The sequence below is a fragment of the Streptomyces sp. NPDC058812 genome, from assembly GCF_042744565.1.
GTDB lineage: Bacteria > Actinomycetota > Actinomycetes > Streptomycetales > Streptomycetaceae > Streptomyces > Streptomyces thinghirensis.
This window is the reverse complement of sequence record NZ_JBHYOB010000001.1, coordinates 1-18,589: the sequence shown is the minus strand read 5'-3', so window position 1 is coordinate 18,589 and position 18,589 is coordinate 1. Positions and strand designations below refer to the sequence as shown.

Annotated in this window: 16 protein-coding genes and 1 pseudogene; 4 read left to right on the top strand and 13 right to left on the bottom strand. The window is 72.4% G+C overall.

Translation table 11 applies throughout. From position 1 onward, the window contains the following. Positions 1 to 113: 113 nt before the first annotated feature. From ACFW48_RS00085 to glnA, 3 genes and pseudogenes are all read right to left on the bottom strand, one after another. Positions 114 to 392: pseudogene (locus ACFW48_RS00085) on the bottom strand (DNA glycosylase AlkZ-like family protein); the annotation flags it as partial. A gap of 34 nt (positions 393 to 426) precedes the next feature. Then, positions 427 to 687 carry a hypothetical protein gene (locus tag ACFW48_RS00080; RefSeq protein ID WP_386308848.1) on the bottom strand — a complete coding sequence of 87 codons (261 nt, stop codon included), beginning with the start codon at positions 685 to 687 and terminating at the stop codon, positions 427 to 429. Positions 688 to 888: 201 nt separating this feature from the next. Further along, complete coding sequence (glnA, locus tag ACFW48_RS00075; protein ID WP_053129717.1) at positions 889 to 2,298, bottom strand: type I glutamate--ammonia ligase; 1,410 nt, start codon at positions 2,296 to 2,298, stop codon at positions 889 to 891. Between the two features lie 253 nt (positions 2,299 to 2,551). Between glnA and ACFW48_RS00070 the strand changes: the two genes are divergently transcribed. Beyond that, positions 2,552 to 3,019, top strand: coding sequence for an RDD family protein (locus tag ACFW48_RS00070; protein ID WP_386308845.1), 468 nt, complete (start codon positions 2,552 to 2,554; stop codon positions 3,017 to 3,019). 86 nt (positions 3,020 to 3,105) lie between these two features. Here ACFW48_RS00070 and ACFW48_RS00065 read toward each other — a convergent pair whose 3' ends face one another. The 4 genes from ACFW48_RS00065 to lipB all read right to left on the bottom strand — a co-directional run bounded on the left by ACFW48_RS00065 (position 3,106) and on the right by lipB (position 6,262). Continuing rightward, entirely contained in the window at positions 3,106 to 3,810 is a 705-nt protein-coding gene (locus tag ACFW48_RS00065) for a DUF4191 domain-containing protein (protein ID WP_210958828.1), read from the bottom strand. Between the two features lie 81 nt (positions 3,811 to 3,891). Continuing rightward, positions 3,892 to 4,107 (bottom strand): hypothetical protein, encoded by a 216-nt coding sequence (locus ACFW48_RS00060; RefSeq protein ID WP_386308843.1) that lies wholly within the window; start codon positions 4,105 to 4,107, stop codon positions 3,892 to 3,894. Between the two features lie 232 nt (positions 4,108 to 4,339). Next, positions 4,340 to 5,293, bottom strand: a complete 954-nt coding sequence (gene lipA / locus ACFW48_RS00055; protein ID WP_386308840.1) for a lipoyl synthase — start codon at positions 5,291 to 5,293, stop codon at positions 4,340 to 4,342. Positions 5,294 to 5,464: 171 nt separating this feature from the next. After that, positions 5,465 to 6,262 carry a lipoyl(octanoyl) transferase LipB gene (gene lipB, locus ACFW48_RS00050; protein ID WP_386308838.1) on the bottom strand — a complete coding sequence of 266 codons (798 nt, stop codon included), beginning with the start codon at positions 6,260 to 6,262 and terminating at the stop codon, positions 5,465 to 5,467. 236 nt (positions 6,263 to 6,498) lie between these two features. On the opposite strand from lipB, the gene ACFW48_RS00045 reads away from it, so the two are divergent. Next, on the top strand, positions 6,499 to 7,962 hold the full coding sequence (locus ACFW48_RS00045; RefSeq protein ID WP_386308835.1) for a regulator: 1,464 nt from the start codon (positions 6,499 to 6,501) through the stop codon (positions 7,960 to 7,962). Positions 7,963 to 8,161: 199 nt separating this feature from the next. Here the strand turns inward: ACFW48_RS00045 and ACFW48_RS00040 are convergent, their stop codons facing one another. Both ACFW48_RS00040 and ACFW48_RS00035 read right to left on the bottom strand, forming a co-directional pair. Continuing rightward, entirely contained in the window at positions 8,162 to 9,574 is a 1,413-nt protein-coding gene (locus ACFW48_RS00040; RefSeq protein ID WP_386308832.1) for an NAD(P)/FAD-dependent oxidoreductase, read from the bottom strand. Positions 9,575 to 10,060: 486 nt separating this feature from the next. Further along, positions 10,061 to 10,978, bottom strand: a complete 918-nt coding sequence (locus tag ACFW48_RS00035; protein ID WP_386308829.1) for a TIGR01777 family oxidoreductase — start codon at positions 10,976 to 10,978, stop codon at positions 10,061 to 10,063. 72 nt (positions 10,979 to 11,050) lie between these two features. Between ACFW48_RS00035 and ACFW48_RS00030 the strand changes: the two genes are divergently transcribed. Continuing rightward, positions 11,051 to 11,545 carry a GNAT family N-acetyltransferase gene (locus tag ACFW48_RS00030; protein WP_386308826.1) on the top strand — a complete coding sequence of 165 codons (495 nt, stop codon included), beginning with the start codon at positions 11,051 to 11,053 and terminating at the stop codon, positions 11,543 to 11,545. Positions 11,546 to 11,548: 3 nt separating this feature from the next. On the opposite strand, the gene ACFW48_RS00025 is transcribed toward ACFW48_RS00030, so the two are convergent. Beyond that, entirely contained in the window at positions 11,549 to 12,733 is a 1,185-nt protein-coding gene (locus tag ACFW48_RS00025; RefSeq protein WP_386308824.1) for a MarP family serine protease, read from the bottom strand. A gap of 241 nt (positions 12,734 to 12,974) precedes the next feature. Between ACFW48_RS00025 and ACFW48_RS00020 the strand changes: the two genes are divergently transcribed. Further along, entirely contained in the window at positions 12,975 to 13,796 is an 822-nt protein-coding gene (locus tag ACFW48_RS00020; protein ID WP_386308822.1) for a peptidoglycan recognition protein, read from the top strand. A gap of 46 nt (positions 13,797 to 13,842) precedes the next feature. Here ACFW48_RS00020 and ACFW48_RS00015 read toward each other — a convergent pair whose 3' ends face one another. The 3 genes from ACFW48_RS00015 to aceE form a co-directional block, all read right to left on the bottom strand. Next, positions 13,843 to 14,364 carry a DUF4240 domain-containing protein gene (locus ACFW48_RS00015; RefSeq protein WP_386310217.1) on the bottom strand — a complete coding sequence of 174 codons (522 nt, stop codon included), beginning with the start codon at positions 14,362 to 14,364 and terminating at the stop codon, positions 13,843 to 13,845. A 56-nt stretch (positions 14,365 to 14,420) separates the two neighbouring features. Next, positions 14,421 to 15,461 carry a helix-turn-helix transcriptional regulator gene (locus ACFW48_RS00010; protein ID WP_386308819.1) on the bottom strand — a complete coding sequence of 347 codons (1,041 nt, stop codon included), beginning with the start codon at positions 15,459 to 15,461 and terminating at the stop codon, positions 14,421 to 14,423. A 67-nt stretch (positions 15,462 to 15,528) separates the two neighbouring features. Then, positions 15,529 to 18,231, bottom strand: coding sequence for a pyruvate dehydrogenase (acetyl-transferring), homodimeric type (gene aceE, locus ACFW48_RS00005; protein WP_386308817.1), 2,703 nt, complete (start codon positions 18,229 to 18,231; stop codon positions 15,529 to 15,531). Between the last annotated feature and the right edge of the window lie 358 nt (positions 18,232 to 18,589).

Sequence of the window (18,589 nt, the reverse complement as noted above, 5' to 3'; positions counted from 1 at the left end):
CGTGTCGCCGTCTCTGGGGGCTGCCGCCCCCAGACCCCCGCTGTCGGCCTGAACGGCCTCGTCCTCAAAGGCCGGACCGGCTGAAAGCGCCCCCCGGCGTTCAAAGGCGTGCCCTACGCCGACAACTCCCGCTCCAGCGGTGTCCGGAACCGCGGCGTCACCCGGGTCGTCGCCACCCAGGACGCCAGCCGCTCGGCCTCCGCCGCGATCGCGGTCTCCGCCTCGCGGCCGGCCCCCTCACCCTCCAGCACCCGCCAGACGATCCCGCCGTCGGTCCGCTGGGCCCAGCCGCCGACCACGCGGCCGTTCCACCACACCGTCGGCCCCATGTTGCCGCTGCGGTCGAACAGCGTCGGCCGCAGCTCGGGCGCGAGGTCCCAGTCCCGCTGCCGCCGGCGTCCCGGGCCGGACGGCCCGGTGAGCGACCTAGTAGGAAGCCCGGAAGTTGGCGTACCCGAGCAGGACGATCAGCGCGGCCACGCAGCCCAGCACCACGGCGGTCGACACCCACGACGACCGGCGCCCGGAGCGGCCCACGTGCTCGGGATCGGCGCGGAAGGGCACCGGTCCGGGCGGGTTCTCCTTCCAGCGCGCGGCGAGCATCCTGGCGCGTGCGGAGGGTTCCTTGTGCTCGGCACCGTCCGCCCACTTGATGTCGAACTCGCGTTCATCGTCCCGATCGGACATGTCCGGTCCCTCTCCCCGTCCCCTGACTCGAACAACCGTGTCAGTAAACATGATCCTGGGCCCGCTTCCCCCTGTGAAGCTTTTCGGCCAACGAGCCGGCGAGTCAACGGGCCGGCGAGCCGGCGGGCCAACGACGGCGCCCCCGCCCCTGACGAGCAGGAGACGGGGGCGCCGGACGACCCGGGCGGACCCGGGCGTCGATCACACGTCGAAGTACATCTCGAACTCGTGCGGGTGCGGACGCAGCTGCAGCGGCGCGATCTCGTTGGCGCGCTTGAAGTCGATCCACGTCTCGATCAGGTCCGGCGTGAAGACGTCGCCCTGGAGGAGGAACTCGTGGTCGGCCTCCAGGCGGTCCAGGACCGCGCCGAGGGAGGTCGGGACCTGCGCCACGTTCGCGTGCTCCTCGGGAGCCAGCTCGTAGAGGTCCTTGTCGATCGGCTCGGCCGGCTCGATCTTGTTCTTGATGCCGTCCAGGCCCGCGAGCAGCAGGGCCGAGAAGGCCAGGTACGGGTTGCCGGAGGCGTCCGGCGCGCGGAACTCGACGCGCTTGGCCTTCGGGTTCGAGCCCGTGATCGGGATACGCATCGCGGCCGAGCGGTTGCGCTGCGAGTACACCAGGTTCACCGGCGCCTCGAAGCCCGGCACCAGGCGGTGGTAGGAGTTCACCGTCGGGTTGGTGAAGGCCAGCAGCGACGGGGCGTGCTTGAGGATGCCGCCGATGTAGTAGCGGGCGGTGTCGGACAGGCCGGCGTAGCCCTGCTCGTCGTAGAAGAGCGGCTCGCCGCCCGACCACAGCGACTGGTGGACGTGCATGCCCGAGCCGTTGTCACCGAAGATCGGCTTCGGCATGAAGGTCGCCGTCTTGCCGTTCTTCCAGGCCACGTTCTTCACGATGTACTTGAAGAGCTGGAGGTCGTCGGCCGCCGCGAGCAGCGTGTTGAACTTGTAGTTGATCTCCGCCTGGCCGGCGGTGCCCACCTCGTGGTGCTGGCGCTCGACCTGGAGGCCGGACCGCTCCAGCTCCAGGGAGATCTCGGCGCGCAGGTCGGCGAAGTGGTCGACCGGCGGGACCGGGAAGTAGCCGCCCTTGTAGCGGACCTTGTAGCCGCGGTTGTCCTCCAGGGCACCGGTGTTCCAGGCGCCGGCCTCGGAGTCGATGTGGTAGAAGGACTCGTTCGCGCTGGTGGCGAAGCGGACGGAGTCGAAGACGTAGAACTCCGCCTCCGGGCCGAAGAACGCCGTGTCGGCGATGCCCGTGGAGGCCAGGTACGCCTCGGCCTTCTTCGCCACGTTCCGCGGGTCGCGGGAGTACTGCTCACCCGTGATCGGGTCGTGGATGAAGAAGTTGATGTTGAGGGTCTTGTCCCGGCGGAACGGGTCGACGCGCGCGGTGGACAGGTCGGGGCGCAGCGACATGTCCGACTCGTGGATGGCCTGGAAGCCGCGGATCGAGGATCCGTCGAAGGCCTGCTCGTCATCGGGGTCGAACGCGGCGGCGGGCAACGTGAAGTGCTGCATCACGCCCGGCAGGTCGCAGAACCGGACGTCGACGAACTTGACGTCCTCGTCGGCGATGTACTTCTTGGCCTCGTCGGCGTTCTGGAACATCCAGCTCCTCCTACTCCCGACCGTCCCGCCGGGGTGGTAGATCGTTCGTGCGGCCAGTGCGGGTGGCACACGCTTCCTCGACCCTAGGGACGGGTGATTTCTCGGGCGTGACCCATTTGTTTCGCAGAAGTTAACCGGCTCCGTTCCAGCGTAGGCCTCATCCCGGCCCGCCACACCCCGCCGTACGCCGCTCCGCGGCCTCCGCGCCCACCCTCCGTCCGCCGGTCATATACGGGCGCAGTACCGTGTACGGGTGGACAACAGGCAAGCAATCGGATCGTGGCTTTCCGGGCCGCGCGCGGCCATCGAAGAGGCCGGCGCCGATCTCGGATACCGGGGTGAGCAGCTCGGTCTGCCCGAGGAGGGACCGGGCTCGATCGCCCGTCCGGGCAGGCGGATCGGCGCCCTGGCCGTCGACTGGGCCCTGTGCCTCCTGATCGCATACGGCCTGATCACGGACGGCTACGACCAGGCGACCGGCAACTGGGCCCTGCTGATCTTCTTCGTGCTGAGCGTGCTGACCGTCGGCACGGTCGGCTTCACCCCGGGCAAGCGCCTCTTCGGCCTGCGCGTGCTGGACCTGGGCACGGGCCGCCCGAGCCCCCCACGTGCGCTGCTGCGCTCGGTCCTGCTGTGCGTCGCCCTCCCGGCGCTGATCTGGGACCGCGACGGCCGGGGCCTGCACGACCGGCTGGCTCGCACCGTGGAAGTACGGATCTGACGCTGCGCGTACGGTACGGCGATGGGGGCGCCCGGAGTGATCCGGGTGCCCCCATCGCCGTACCGGCGTCTTGAAGTCCTACGGGGTCAGCGCTGCCTGGGGTTTCCGCCCCTGGGCATGCGCATGCCCTTCGGCATCGGGCCCTTGGGCAGCGGCATGTTGCTCATCAGGTCGCCCAGGGCGCGCAGTCGGTCGTTGGTCACGGTGACCTGCGGGCCGCTCAGGACGCGGGGGAGCTTGAGCATGGTCGTGCGGAGCTTCTTCAGCTCGACCTGGCCCTCGCCGGTGCCCACGACCAGGTCATGCACGGGCACGTCGGCGACGATGCGGTTCATCTTCCGCTTCTCGGCGGCGAGCAGGGACTTCACCCGGTTCGGGTTGCCCTCCGCGACCAGCACGATGCCGGCCTTGCCGACCGCGCGGTGCACCACGTCCTGGTTCCGGTTCATCGCCACCGCGGGGGTCGTCGTCCAGCCCCGGCCGATGTTGTCCAGCACGGCCGCCGCGGCGCCGGGCTGTCCCTCCATCTGACCGAAGGCCGCCCGCTCGGCCCGGCGCCCGAAGACGATCGCCGTCGCGAGGAAGGCGAGCAGCACGCCCAGGATGCCGGCATAGATGGGGTGACCGATCAAGAACCCGATCGCGAGGAGGACACCGAAAACGACGATGCCGACACCCGCGAGTACAAGACCGATCTTCTTGTCGGCCTTGCGGGTCATCTTGTAGGTCAGAGCGATCTGCTTCAGTCGCCCGGGATTCGCAGCGTCCGCTGCAGGTTCCTTCCTCGCCATGGCACGAAGTCTACGTGCCCCCGAAAGCGCCGACGACGGCAGTGCCCGGCGCGGGGAGACGGGACGGAGGCGGGATCGGAGTCAGGGGCGGCCGGCGACGGACTGCCGCAGCACGCGCTCCGTCTCGATCCGGTCCTTGGCGCGACGGCGGTCCTCCAGGACGGAGGTCCAGGCGTTGCGCCGGGCGGTGCGCTGACCACTGCTCATCAGCAGCGACTCGACGGCCCGCAGGGCGGTGGTGAACGACGGGATGGCGGTGGCGCGAACGGCGGTGGCGCGAACGGGCGCGGGCTGCATCGTGGAGGTCCCCCCTCGGTACGGCTCCGGGCACGGAGACGGGTGTACGTGCTGTGATTTCAGGGTCACTGATTGGTGTTACCAGGGCGTGACCCCCCGGTCAAACGGACATGAAGCCGCGATGCCGGGGGCCGGAACGGCGTCGCGGCCCCGACCGGTGTCCTCATCTGCGAGGACGGTCGGGACCGCGGCGTATCGGCCATTACTGGTGAGTAGTGACTTGTGCGTGAATTCACACGGTGGCGGAGTTACGCTGCTCCATCGCCATCCGGTAGAGCCGTCCGGCCCGGTACGAGGACCGCACCAGCGGGCCCGACATCACGCCGGAGAAACCGATCTGCTCGGCCTCCTGCTGCAGCTCCACGAACTCCTGCGGCTTGACCCAGCGCTCCACGGGGTGGTGGCGCACCGACGGGCGCAGGTACTGCGTGATGGTGATCAGCTCGCAGCCCGCCTCGTGCAGCTGCTTCAGCGCCTCGCTGATCTCCTCGCGGGTCTCACCCATGCCGAGGATCAGGTTCGACTTCGTGACCAGGCCGTAGTCGCGGGCGTCCGTGATGACCTTCAGCGAGCGCTCGTAGCGGAAACCGGGGCGGATGCGCTTGAAGATCCGGGGCACCGTCTCGACGTTGTGCGCGAAGACCTCGGGGCGGGAGGCGAAGACCTCCTGGAGCAGCTCCGGCACCGCGTTGAAGTCGGGGGCCAGCAGCTCGACCTTGGTGCGGCCGTCCGCGCGCTCCGCCGTCTGCTGGTGGATCTGGCGCACCGTCTCGGCGTACAGCCAGGCCCCGCCGTCCGGCAGGTCGTCACGGGCGACGCCGGTGATGGTCGCGTAGTTCAGGTCCATGGTGACCACGGACTCGCCGACCCGGCGCGGCTCGTCGCGGTCGAGAGCCTCGGGCTTGCCGGTGTCGATCTGGCAGAAGTCGCAGCGCCGGGTGCACTGGTCGCCGCCGATGAGGAAGGTCGCCTCGCGGTCCTCCCAGCACTCGTAGATGTTGGGACAGCCGGCTTCCTGGCAGACGGTGTGCAGGCCCTCGCTCTTCACGAGGTTCTGCATCTTGGTGTACTCGGGGCCCATTTTCGCCCGGGTCTTGATCCACTCGGGCTTGCGCTCGATGGGGGTCTGGCTGTTGCGGACCTCCAGGCGCAGCATCTTGCGTCCGTCGGGTGCGACTGCGGACACGACCGGCTCCCTAGCGTTTGATTCTTCGGCGCCTTTAAGCGTACGCCCGTTGATTTGAATGCCCGGCGAGGGTGCTGGCCTCGCTGGGGGCTGCCGCCCCCAGGCCCCCGCTTCGGCCTGAACGGCCTCGTCCTCAAACGCCGGACGGGCTGGATTTATGCCGCGCAGGATTCAGGCCGGCGTCTTCTCGATCACCCTCGGCTTCAGTTCCGCGTTCTCCAGGACGTCGCGCAGGTGGCGCTCCGCCACCGGCAGTACTTCCTCGATGGTGATGTCCCGGCCCAGCTCGTTCGCGAGCGAGGCGACGCCCGCGTCGCGGATGCCGCAGGGGATGATCCTGTCGAACCACTTGTTGTCGGGGTTCACGTTCAGGGCGAAGCCGTGCATGGTGACGCCCTTGGCGACCCGGATGCCGATCGCGGCGATCTTGCGGTCCTCGCGGCGCTGGCCGGCGTTGGACGGGGCGTACTCGGGCCCGTTCATCCGGGGGTCGAACTCCTCGTCGGTCAGCCGCGGGTCGAAGTCCAGGGACAGCCCGCCGAGCGCCGGGCGCCGATCGAGCGGGTCGCCCAGCACCCACACCCCGCTGCGGCCCTCGACCCGGGTGGTCTCCAGGCCGAACTCCGCGCAGGTGCGGATCAGGGCCTCCTCCAGCCGCCGCACGTGCGCCACCACGTCCACCGGGCGCGGGAGCTTCTGGATCGGGTAGCCCACCAGCTGGCCCGGACCGTGCCAGGTGATCTTGCCGCCGCGGTCCACGTCGACGACCGGCGTGCCGTCCAGCGGACGCTCGCTGTCCTCGGTGCGCCGGCCGGCGGTGTAGACCGGCGGGTGTTCGAGGAGCAGTACCGTGTCGGGGACCTCGTCGACGAACCGCGCGGCGTGCACCCGGCGCTGCTCGTCCCACGCCTCCTGGTACTCGACGCGATCGGCACCGAACCCCATTCGGACGAACCGCAGCTCACTCACGGCAAGTGCCTCCCTGGAAGGTCGTAAGGCACGAACCGTGCCCACGCCACTGTACGACCGTCCGCCCGTCGTCAGCCGGGCGGGCAATCCTCACACGATCGGATGAATGCCGGGCGAAGTGTGCGATCGGGCGCTTACTCTCCGCTACATTCGCGCCGTTCACGAGGCCATAAGGGCTGCTCACAGGCGCTCCGGGCACATCGAACGGCCCGGAAGGCAGGAGACCGCACCGCACCATGACGGAACGACCCGCGCAGCGCACCCCCAACCGCCAGCTCGCCGCGCTCATCGCCGAAGCGGGGTTCTCCAACGCGGGTCTCGCGCGTCGCGTCGACCAGCTCGGACTCGAACACGGCCTGGACCTGAGATACGACAAGACGTCCGTCACCCGGTGGCTGCGCGGCCAGCAGCCCCGCGGCACCACCCCGGCCCTGATCGCCGAGGTCTTCACCCGGCGCCTCGGCCGCCGTCTCACCGCCCAGGACCTCGGCCTGGACGCCTGTGCCCCCGTCTACGCGGGGCTGGAGTTCGCCGCCTCCCCGGACGAGGCCGTCGACATCGTCGGCGGGCTGTGGCGCAAGGACTCCGGCAGTCACGCCGAACTGCGCAAGATCGCCTTCACCCCGGCGGGCCTCGTGGTGCCCAGCCGGGACTGGCTGATCGGCCGCGCCGACGAGAAGGTGGCCCGCGTCGAGGTGCCCGTCCGCATCCCCGCGCAGGGCCGTCCGGCGACCCCCGGAACCCTCACCCCGCTCGCCCCGCCCCGCCGGCGGGGCCCGGCCGAGCGCGGGCCCGGCCAGAAGGTCACCGGCGGCGACCTCGCAGCGCTCCGCTCGGTCGGCGAGCTGTTCCGCAGCCTGGACGACCGGTACGGCGGCGGACACGCCCGCCAGGCCCTCGTGCGCTACCTGGAGCACGAGCTGGAGCCGATGCTGCGCGGCACCTACGGCGAGCAGACCGGCCGTCGGCTGTTCGCCGCCGCCGCCGACCTGACCCGGCTCGCGGGCTGGACCTCGTACGACATCGCCGCGCACGGCCTCGCCCAGCGCTACTTCGTCCAGGCGCTGCGGCTGTCGCAGGCGGCCGGGGACCGGGCGTACGGCTCCTACGTGCTGGTCACCATGAGCCGGCAGGCCGTCTACCTGGGCCACGGACGGGAGGCGGTGCAGCTCGCGCGGGTGGCGCAGCAGGGTGTGGGAACCTCCGCGCCGCCGGTCGTGCAGACGCTGTTGCACGCCGCCGAGGCACGGGCGCACGGCATCCTCGGTGAGGTGCGGGCGTGCACCGCCTCGCTGGTCAGGGCGGAGCGCGCTCTGGAGGCCGCCCGGCCCGGCGACGAGGTGCCGCACTGGGCGCGCTTCTTCGACGAGGCGCAGCTCGCCGACGAGTTCGGACACTGCCACCGCGACCTCCAGCAGTTCCGCGCCGCCGCCCAGTACGCGGAACGCTCGCTGCTGCTGCGCGCCCCCGTCTACGCCCGCAGCCGGCTCTTCTGCCGGGTGGTCCTCGCCACCGCCCGCCTCGGCCTCGGCGAACTCGACCAGGCCTGCCAGCTGGCCGCCGAGGCGGCCGGGCAGGCGGCCGAGATGCGGTCGGTGCGCGCGACGGAGTACGTACGCGACTTCGAACGGCGCCTGGAGCCGTACCGGGACGCCGCACCGGTACGGGGGTACCGGGACAAGGTGGCGGCACTGGGGTAGCCGGGGCGCGCGTTCGCCAGGGCCTGTCCGGCGGATCACGCCGCAGGCGCGGGGGCCGGCACGCCCATCTGCGGCCTTGTCGTCGGTTGCCAGGGCTCCGCCCTGTCGCCCTCCACTGCCTTGCAGCTGGACGCACCAGCCCCCGCTCACCCGCGCTGATGAGGCTTTCCTGCGACCTGATCCGTCGGACGGGCCCTAGCTAGGCCGCTCGGGCCGTCGGCACGGGGTCGGCGCTGTGCATCGGCCGGCCCGCCCCCAGGTCCGTCAGGATCGCCGCGGACGCCCGGTGGCCCGAGTGCAGCGCGCCCTCGACGGTGCTGGTGTCGCGGTGGTCGCCGCACACGTACAGACCGGCCAGCAGCCGTACCGGCCGGCGCAGGTCGTGCGGTGCGCGCATCGCGGGCACCGCCTCGGGCGTGTGGTGCACGGCGAGGGTCTCCCAGCGGGTGGTCGGGGTGCCGTAGAGGCGGGACAGGTGCATGCGTACGGCCGTGTCGACGCCGGACGGGGGAGGGCCGAGGACCGTCGAGGAGACGAGGGCGCGTCCGGCCGGCGCGCGGGACGGGTCCACGTGGCTGACCACGGCCGTGTGGGCGACCGGGCCGCCGCGGTCCGCGTCCAGCAGCAGGGAGGCGCCGGTCGTCGGCGGTTCGTCCGTCGTGTGGTGCACGACCGTCACCGGATGGAAGTCCGGCACGCGCAGGCCCGGCAGCAGCTCGGCCGCGGCGCGGGCGTCGGTCGCCACCAGCACGGCCCGGCAGCGGATGACGCCGTGCTCCGCGGTGGCCACGGCGTTGGTGGCGACCGACGTGACCCGGACGCCGGTGTGCACGGTGCCGGGCGGCAGCGCCCGCGTCAGCAGCTCCGGCAACGCCTCGGCGCCGCCCTCGGGCAGCCCGAGCCGCCCGCCGGCGAAGGCGCGCAGCGCGAGGTCGGCGCACCGGCTGGAGGTCGTGAGGTCCGGGTCGCACAGCAGGGCGGCGAGCAGCGGGCGCAGGAAGCCGTCGATCGTACGGGCCGGCAGCCCGCGCACCGCGAGCGCCTGGGCGGCGGGCAGCTCCGGGCGGGCCAGCAGCCGTTCGACCGGGGTGCTCGCCAGACGGGTCAGCGCGGCACCGAGCCGGGCTTGGTCGACGGCGGTGCCGAGCGGGGCGCCCGCCCGGGTGCGGGGCGGGATCACGGGACTCCCGGACGCTCGGGGCGCGTTGGCCGGGCGCCGGGGCGCGGGCACGGACCGGGGGGCGCTCGCGAGGGCGCGCACCGCGTGAAGTGCGCCCCTTGCGCCCCTTGAGCCCCGTACGCCCGCCGGGGCGCCCGCGCGGTGGTGACGGCCCTCGCTGTGCAGCAGGACGCCGGGGGCGAAGGGCAGCAGCGCGAGGCCGTCGAGCCCGGGGGTGCGGCGCAGTTCGGGATACGCCATGGACAGCAGCTGTCCGATTCTGTCGAGCCGGAAGCCGTCGACCTTCTCGGTCGCCATCCGGCCGCCCACGCCATGGGCGGCCTCCAGGACCGTGGTCGTCACTCCTGCGCTGGTCAGCCGATGCGCCGCGGCGAGTCCGGCGATCCCGGCCCCCACGACGACGACGTCCGCCTGGTACGCGGGCTCAAGCACGTGCCCCTCCTCGAGGTTGCGCGGCCGCTGGAGACGTCATGCCCCCAACCGGCTTGAGGGATACCCGAGTTCGAGTCGAGGTTAGAACCGGAAACGGTCAAGGGGAGTCGCACGGGGACAGGGCACGGTCGCACGGCGGTCGCATACGGGTGGGGTATGGGCTCATGTGGTCGCCATGTGGTCGCCATGTGGTCGCCATGTGGTCGCCATGTGGTCGGCATACGGCCGGGAAGCGGCGGGGGAAGGGGAGCGGAGGCGGCGGCTGCGGTCGTGCGGCAGTGCGTGGCGATGCTCGGCGATGCGGGGCGGTCGTGGTCCGGCGCGGTCGTGCGCGGGGCGGGCGGGCGCCGTCGTGCGCCGGGTGGGGACGGGGCCTCGGCACTCCCAGCGGGGTTCGGGGCGGTGCCCCGGCGTCTCCGGCTCGGCCGCCGCCCCGGCCCCACCCCGCCCCGCTCCCACCCCGCGCCAACCCCACCCGCCCTCACCTCACAGCGCCGCCCGGATCGCCCCGTCGATCTCCGGGAACGCGAAGCGGAAACCCGAGTCCAGCAGGCGGGCCGGGAGGACCCGGGCGCTGCCCAGGACGTCGCCGGCCATTTCGCCGAGCGCCGCGCGCAGGACCGGGGCGGGCACCGCGAAGGCGGCCGGGCGGCGCAGTACGCGCCCCATGGCCGCGGTGATCTCACGGTTCGTCAGCGGGTGCGGGGCGGTCAGGTTGAAGGGGCCGGACAGGTCGTCGCGGTCCAGCAGGTGCCGGATCGCCGCCACTTCGTCGTGCAGTGCCACGAAGGACCAGTACTGGGACCCGTCGCCCAGCCGCCCGCCGAGCCCCGCCCGGAAGAGCGGGAAGAGTCGTCCCCAGGCCCCGCCCCGGCGGGCGACGACCAGCCCGGTCCGCACGAACACCGTCCGTACGCCCGCCTCCCGGGCGGGGGCCGCCGCGGCCTCCCACTCCAGGCACAGGGACGGCAGGAAACCCTCGCCCGCTGGCGCGCTCTCGTCGACGGCCCGGTCGCCGGTCTCCCCGTAGAAGCCGATCGCGCTGCCGTTCACGAAGACCCGCGGACGCCGCTCCAGCGAGGCGACGGCCTCCGCGAGCGCCGTCGTGCCGTGCACCCGGCTGCTGCGGATGCGCGTCTTGTACGCGTCGGTCCAGCGGCGGTCGCCCACCCCGGCCCCGGCCAGATTGACCACGGCGTCGCACCCGTCGAGCCCGGCCGCGTCCACGCGTCCGCCCTCGGGATCCCACCGGACCTCGTCCGCGTTCCGGGGCGCGTGGCGCACCAGGCGCACCACGTCGTGCCCGTCCGCGGTCAGGGACCGCACCAGTGCGCTGCCGATGAGACCGGACGCACCGGCCACCGCGACGCGGGAACGTTCCCTGTCCTTGCGTCCATCGTCCATGCGCCCATCCTGCCGGGTGGCCCGGGAAAAACCCCGGACCGGCCGCCGGTCCGGCGTCGTACAGTGACCGTCATGCCAGCTCCGCACATACGCCAGGCCAGGCCCGACGACGAGCAGCCGCTGCGCAGGCTCGACCACGAGACCTGGTCGTACCAGCACGCCGTCTCGCCTCCGCCGGCACCGGACGACGCCTTCTTCAGCGAGCGTTCGGGCCCCGCCGACCACCTGGTCGCCGAACTCGACGGCGCCGTCGTCGGCTACGTCCGTCTCGGCTTCCCCACGGAACTGGCCTCCAACTCCCACGTGCGCCAGATCCGCGGCCTCGCCGTCTCCGACGCGGCCCGCGGCAACGGCGTCGGCCGCGCGCTCGTCCGGGCCGCCGTGGAGGAGGCCCGCCGCCTGGGCGCCCGGCGCATCACCCTGCGGGTCCTCGGCCACAACACCACGGCCCGGGGGCTCTACGAGTCCGAGGGCTTCGTCGTGGAGGGCGTGCAGCCGGAGGAGTTCCACCTCGACGGCGAGTACGTCGACGACGTGCTGATGGGGCGGTCGCTGACCGGCCCCTGACGCTCACGACGTGACCGGCTCGCCCGTGTCCACCGCCTCCGTCGCCTCCGCCGCGCGCCGCGCCTCGTCGGCCACCTCGTCCGCCGTCAGCACGTAACCGGTCCGGGCGTCGGAGGTGGAGCGGGCGAAGACCACGCCGTACACCCGGCCGTCGGTGGTCAGCAGTGGTCCGCCCGAGTTGCCGGGACGGACCGTGGAGCGGATCGAGTAGATCTCCCGGGTGACGTTCGCGTCGCTGTAGATGTTCTGCCCGGTCGCCCGTATCCGGTTCGCCACCGTCGCCGCCCGCAGGTCCAGGTCGCCGTCCTGCGGATAGCCCGCGACCACCGCGGGGTCGCCGCGCCCGGCGTCGTCGTCGAACCGCAGGACGGGCGCGGACAGGTCCGGGACGTACAGCACGGCCACGTCCTTGCCCGGGTCGAACAGCACCACCCGGGCCTCGTACGAGGGTCCCACCCCGCCGACCCGCACGCTCGGGTCGTCGATGCCGGCCACCACGTGGGCGTTGGTCATCACGTGCTCCGGCGCGTAGACGAAGCCGCTGCCCTCCCGGCCCTGGGCCCCGGCGACGCCCTCGACCTTGACCGTGCTGAGCTTGGCCGCGTTGGTGGCCGCCGCCGTGACGCTGTCGCCGGAGGGCTCGGCGACCTCGGCGGTCGACTCGTTCTCGAAGGGGTTGAAGACCCGCGGGAAACCCGCCTCGGTCAGCGCGGACGTCGCCCCGGAGAACCACGCCGGCGTGGTGTCCGGCATCGCCCGCTGCACCGCGCCCAGCAGCGTCGATTCCCGGATCGCCGAGGTGAGCAGCGAGGAGGAGGACGCCGCCAGGACGCTCGCCGCCACCCACGCCACGACCAGCGCGGCCGCCGCGTTGGCCACCGCCCCGCCGACCCCGTCGGCCACCCTGAGCGGCCCCGCGTCCAGCTCCCGGCGCAGCCGCAGCGCGAGCCGCCCCGCCAGTTCGTGGCCCACCACCGCCGGCAGCAGCACCGTGACCACGGCGGCCACCGTCGCCGCCGTCGATTCCGCCGCCACCAGATCCATCACCCACGGCAGGATCCACACGCCGAGCGCCGCACCGCCCACGAAACCGGCCAGCGAGACACAGCCGGCCACCAGGCCGCGCCGGTAGCCGGCCGCGGCGTAGGCCAGCACCACCAGCGCCAGCAGGATGTCGAGCAGGTCCACGTGAGCCGCCTCTCTGTCCGGACCCTCTGCGGACCCCGGGACCCTGAGTACGTGCCGGACGGGCCCGGTGATCAGCCTGGGACGCGCGGCTGTCCGAAAACGGTACCCGTGCGCGTCGACGGGTGTGCGAGTGAGCGCGAGTGGTGCGATCAACCGGAAAACGTCGTGGACCGGGACGATGGTTCCATCGGGTGGCACAGCACACATCGCGGATGGAGCGGATCCGCCGGACAGTGGGACCATGCGTGTCTTCCGAGGACCGCGCGAGGCCCGGGAACGGCGTGCGGTTCCCGTACCGGGCGCGGCCCGCATACCGGGCGCGGCACGGGCGCTGCTCGGCTGTCTGCCCGGTCTGGCCGCCGTCGCCGCGCTGGCGCTGTGCGCGAGCGGTGTGGAACGGGCCGCCGCGACGCACGCCCGGCCGGCCGCCGCCGACCGGCACACCGCGCCCCGGCCGCCCGTCGTGCCCCGGTCGGTCTGGCTGGGCGACGCCGCCCGCGCGCAGCCGCCCCCGCGCTACGACGACGAGATCCTCGCCGTCTTCGTCCACCACACGGACACGCCGAACGGCTACGACTGCGCCGACGTGCCGGCCATCCTCCGCGGTGTCTACACGGGCCAGACCGGCGCCCGGGACTGGGACGACATCGGCTACAACTTCGTCGTCGACCGCTGCGGCACCATCTACGAGGGCCGCGCGGGCGGCATCGACCGGCCCGTCACCGGCGCCCACACCCAGGGCTTCAACCACCGCACTACCGGCATCGCCGCCCTCGGCACCTTCACCGCCGGCGTGCCCGTGCCCGACGCGCTGACCGACTCGATCGCCGCGCTGGCCGCCTGGAAACTCGGCCGCACCGACACCGACCCGCGCGGAAGGGCCAGCCTGGTCTCCAGCAACGGCCTCAGCCGGTACGCCGCCGGCGCCACCGCCACCCTGCCCGCCGTCGCGGGCCACGACGACGGCTACCAGACCAGCTGCCCGGGCGCGGCCCTCACCGCCCGCCTTCCGGACATCAGGGAGGAGGCGGCGCGGCTCCAGGGCCGGGACGCTCGGCCCTGACTGCTCGGCCCTGTCTGCTCGGTCCTGACTGCTCGGCCCTGTCTGCTCAGTCCTGCCCGAACCGCTCCCACAGGCGCGGGAACCGCTCGGCGACGGCCTGGTCGTTCTCCAGGTCGATCGCGGTGCCCAGCGGCTCCGCGGGCGCGGGCGCGATGCCGAGATCGGGGGCGACGGTGCCGGTGAGCTGCTCGTATGCCTCGTCGGCCGCGTAGCCGAGTTCCTCGCCGTCGCCGTCCAGTTCCTCGTCGAAGTCGTCCAGCAGTTCGGCGAGCGAGTCGGGTTCGTGCACCGCGCCCTCGTACACCTCGCGGCCCTGGCCGATCAGCCAGCACCTGAAGTAGTCGAAGGCGTCGTCGCTGGCACCGCCGAGCAGCACCCACGCGGCGCCCCACAGGTCCCAGGTGCAGGCGCGGTTGTAGCGGGCCTCGAAATGGCGGGCGAAGTCGAGCACCAGGTCCGGGTCCATCCCGAGGAGCCGCTCCACGAGCAGGTCGGCCTGGTCCTCGGGATCGCCGTCGGCACCCTGCCGGGTGGCGTCGATCAGCTCCCAGAACTCCGTCTCGTCCATCACGGGTCCAGCATCGGTCCTGAAGGGGTGGTACGCACGTGGAGTGGTGCGGATCGTTATGCGCCGGCTCGGTGCGCGTCGCCGTCCATCCCGTCCAACCCGTCCCCGAACACCCCGTCGCCGTACAACCCGGCCAGTCGCCGCGCTTCCCGGGCGAACCGCTCCCGCAGCGCCTCGGGCGCCAGCACCTCCACCTCCGGCCCGAGCCCCCTGAGCTGGGTGCGCGCGACCTCCTCGGACTCCACCGGCAGCGTCACCGTCACCCACCCGTCCGCGTCCGGCGCGTCCGCGGCCTCCAGCGCCTCCCGGGCCGACCGCGCGTCGAGGACGTGCGGCAGCCCGCGCACACCCTCCGCCGACAGCCGCACCACGACCTCCGCCCGCAGGATCGACCGCGCGAACTGCTCCGCCCGCTCCGCCCAGAAAGCGGGCAGGTCGAAGTCGTCGTCCCGCGCGAAGCGCTCCTCGCCCGCGTCCACCGCCGTGAACCGGTCGATGCGGTAGACCCGGAAGGCCCCGCCACCCGCCGCCCGTGCGACCCTCGCGCACAGATACCAGACGCCCGCCTTCAGCACGAGCCCGTACGGCTCCAGCTCCCGGACGACCTCCTCCTCCCCGCGCCGGTAGCGCGCGGCGACGGTCCGGTCGTCCCAGACCGCGTCCGCGACCGCCGGCAGCAGCTCGGGCGTCCGGGGATCCCGGAACCAGTTCGGCGCGTCCAGGTGGAACCGCTGCGCCGCCGAGCGGGAGGCGTCCCGGAGGGAGGGCAGCAGGGCGGCCGACACCTTCAGGCGGGCCGCCGACGCCGCGTCCTCCAGGCCCATCTCGCGCAGCGCCCCCGGCACCCCGGACAGGAACAGCGCCTCGGCCTCGCCCCGCGCCAGTCCGGTCAGCCGAGTGCGGTATCCGCCGATCAGCCGGTAGCCCCCGGCCCGGCCCCGCTCCGCGTACACCGGTACGCCCGCCTCCGACAGCGCCTGCGCGTCCCGCGTCACGGTCCGCTCCGACACCTCCAGCTCCTCGGCCAGCTCGGCGGCGGTCATGGCCGGGCGGGACTGGAGGAGCAGCACCATCTTGATGAGGCGGGCAGCGCGCATGCCCACATCATGCAGGAGACGCGGGAGGCCCCCGCCGCGGCGGGGGCCTCCTCACTCCATGCCGGCCTTACAGGCCGTAGCGCTCGCGCGCCTCCTTCACGGCCGTCGCCTTGACCTCGCCGCGCCCCGCGAGCTGGGCCAGTGCCGCGACCACGATGGACTCGGCGTCGACGCCGAAGTGGCGGCGGGCGGCCTCACGGGTGTCCGACAGGCCGAAGCCGTCGGCGCCCAGCGAGGACCAGTCCTGCTCGACCCACTGCGCGATCTGGTCCGGGACCTGGCGCATGTAGTCGGAGACCGCGAGGACCGGGCCCTCGGCGCCCTGGAGCGCCTGGCGGACGTACGGCACCCGCTCCTCGCCGCGCAGCAGCGCCGCGTCGGCGTCCATCGCGTCCCGGCGCAGCTCCGTCCAGGAGGTCGCGGACCACACGTCGGCGGACACACCCCACTCCTCGGCGAGCAGCTTCTGCGCCTTCAGCGCCCAGTGGATCGCCGTGCCGGAGCCCAGCAGCTGGATGCGCGGGGCGTTGGCGGCCGGGGCCAGGCCCGCCGACTCCGCCGTGTTGAAGCGGTACAGGCCCTTGACGATGCCCTCGTCGACACCGGCGGCGGACGGCTTGGCCGGCTGCGGCATCGGCTCGTTGTAGACGGTCAGGTAGTAGAAGACGTTCGGGTCCTCGCCCGGGGCCGCCTCGCCGTACATCCGGCGCAGACCGTCCTTGACGATCGCCGCGACCTCGTACGCGAACGCCGGGTCGTACGTCAGCGACGCCGGGTTGGTCGCCGCGATGGCGGGGGAGTGGCCGTCCGCGTGCTGGAGGCCCTCACCGGTCAGCGTGGTCCGGCCGGCGGTCGCGCCGACCAGGAAGCCGCGGCCGAGCTGGTCGCCGAGCTGCCACATCTGGTCGGCCGTGCGCTGCCAGCCGAACATCGAGTAGAAGATGTAGAACGGGATCATCGCCTCGCCGTGCGTCGCGTACGACGTCGAAGCGGCGATGAAGTCGGCCATCGAACCGGCCTCGGTGATCCCCTCGTTGAGGATCTGGCCGTTCTTGGCCTCCTTGTAGTACATCAGCTGGTCGCGGTCGACCGGCTCGTACGTCTGGCCCTTGGGCGAGTAGATGCCGAGCGACGGGAAGAGGCTCTCCATGCCGAAGGTGCGCGCCTCGTCGGGGACGATCGGCACCCAGCGCTTGCCGGTCTCCTTGTCGCGGACCAGGTCCTTGACCAGGCGGACGAAGGCCATGGTGGTGGCCACGTTCTGCGAACCGGAGCCCTTGTCGAAGGACGCGAACGCCTTCTCGGCGGGCGCGGGCAGCGGGGCGACCGGGTGGACGCGGCGGGCCGGGGCGGGACCGCCGAGGGCGGCGCGGCGCTCCTGGAGGTAGCGGACCTCGGGGGAGTCGGCGCCCGGGTGGCCGTAGGGGACCACGCCGTCGACGAAGTCGCTGTCCTTGATCGGCAGGCCGAGCAGGTCGCGCATGTCCTTGAACTCGTCCACCGAGAGCTTCTTCATCTGGTGGTTGGCGTTCTTGGACGCGAAGCCGGTGCCGAGGGTGTGGCCCTTGACCGTCTGGGCCAGGATCACGGTCGGCGCGCCCTTGTGGGCGAGCGCGGCCCGGTAGGCGGCGTAGACCTTGCGGGACTCGTGGCCGCCGCGCGAGTAGTGGAAGCACTCGAGGATCTTGTCGTCGGACAGCAGCTTCGCCATCTCGGCGAGCTGCGGGTCCTTGCCGAAGAAGTCCTCGCGGATGTAGGCGGCGTCGCGCGTCTGGTACGTCTGCACCTGCGCGTCGGGTACCTCGCGCAGGCGGCGTACGAGCGCGCCGGTGGTGTCGAGCTGGAACAGCTCGTCCCACGCCGTGCCCCACAGCGACTTCACGACGTTCCAGCCGGCGCCGCGGAACTGGGCCTCCAGCTCCTGCACGATCTTGAAGTTGGCGCGGACCGGACCGTCGAGGCGCTGCAGGTTGCAGTTGATGACGAAGGTCAGGTTGTCCAGGCCCTCGCGGGAGGCGAGGGTGAGCGCGGTGGTGGACTCCGGCTCGTCCATCTCGCCGTCGCCGAGGAACGCCCACACGTGGGAGTTGGTCAGGTCCTTGATGCCGCGGCTGGTCAGGTAGCGGTTGAACCGCGCCTGGTAGATCGCGGAGATCGGCCCGAGGCCCATGGAGACGGTGGGGAACTCCCACAGCCAGGGCAGCCGGCGCGGGTGCGGGTAGGACGGCAGACCGTTCCCGCCGGCCTCGCGGCGGAAGTTGTCCAGCTGCTCCTCGCCCAGCCGACCGTCGAGGAAGGCGCGGGCGTAGATGCCGGGGGAGGCGTGGCCCTGGATGTAGAGCTGGTCGCCGGAGCCGTCACCCTCCTTGCCCTTGAAGAAGTGGTTGAAGCCGGTCTCGTAGAGCCAGGCCGCGGAGGCGAAGGTGGCGATGTGGCCGCCGACGCCGTGCTTGCTGCCGCGGGTGACCATCGCCGCCGCGTTCCAGCGGTTCCAGGCGGTGATCCGCTGCTCCAACGCCTCGTCGCCGTCCACGGCGGGCTCGTCGGCGGTCGGGATGGAGTTGACGTAGTCCGTCTCGAGGAGCTTCGGCAGCGCGATGCCGGCGCCCTCGGCGCGCTCCAGTGTGCGGCGCATCAGGTACGCGGCACGGTGCGGCCCGGCCGCCTTGGTGACGGCGTCCAGGGAGGCCTGCCATTCGGCGGTCTCCTCCGGGTCGCGGTCCGGGAGCTGGTCGAGCTCGCTCGGCTGGATGGCTTTGGGGTCGGTCATGTCGCCGCCTTCCTCAGTCGAAGGGGGTTCCCTCATCGTCAAGGGTTCGGGGGTGCCCTAGGTCTTTGGCAGGACAGGGCGTGAGGCTTGGGTGCAAGCCCGTCGGTGACTGTAACTCCCTGATCGATGATCGATCAAAGGGTTGAGGGGCAAAACCTCTCGATTACGAGAAAGTCGGCACGGGGTGCCTTCGGCGATGGCACGGAGTGACCTGTGCTGGTGGGTGTTTGTGCAGGTGAGCGCCGTAGAGCTCGGGTGGTTCGGGGGTGTGGCGGGTGCGGGTGCGTCGTGGCTGATCGCGCGGTTCCCCGCGCCCCTGAAAGGGGCGCGGGGAACTGCGCGAACGGCCCCCACCGGC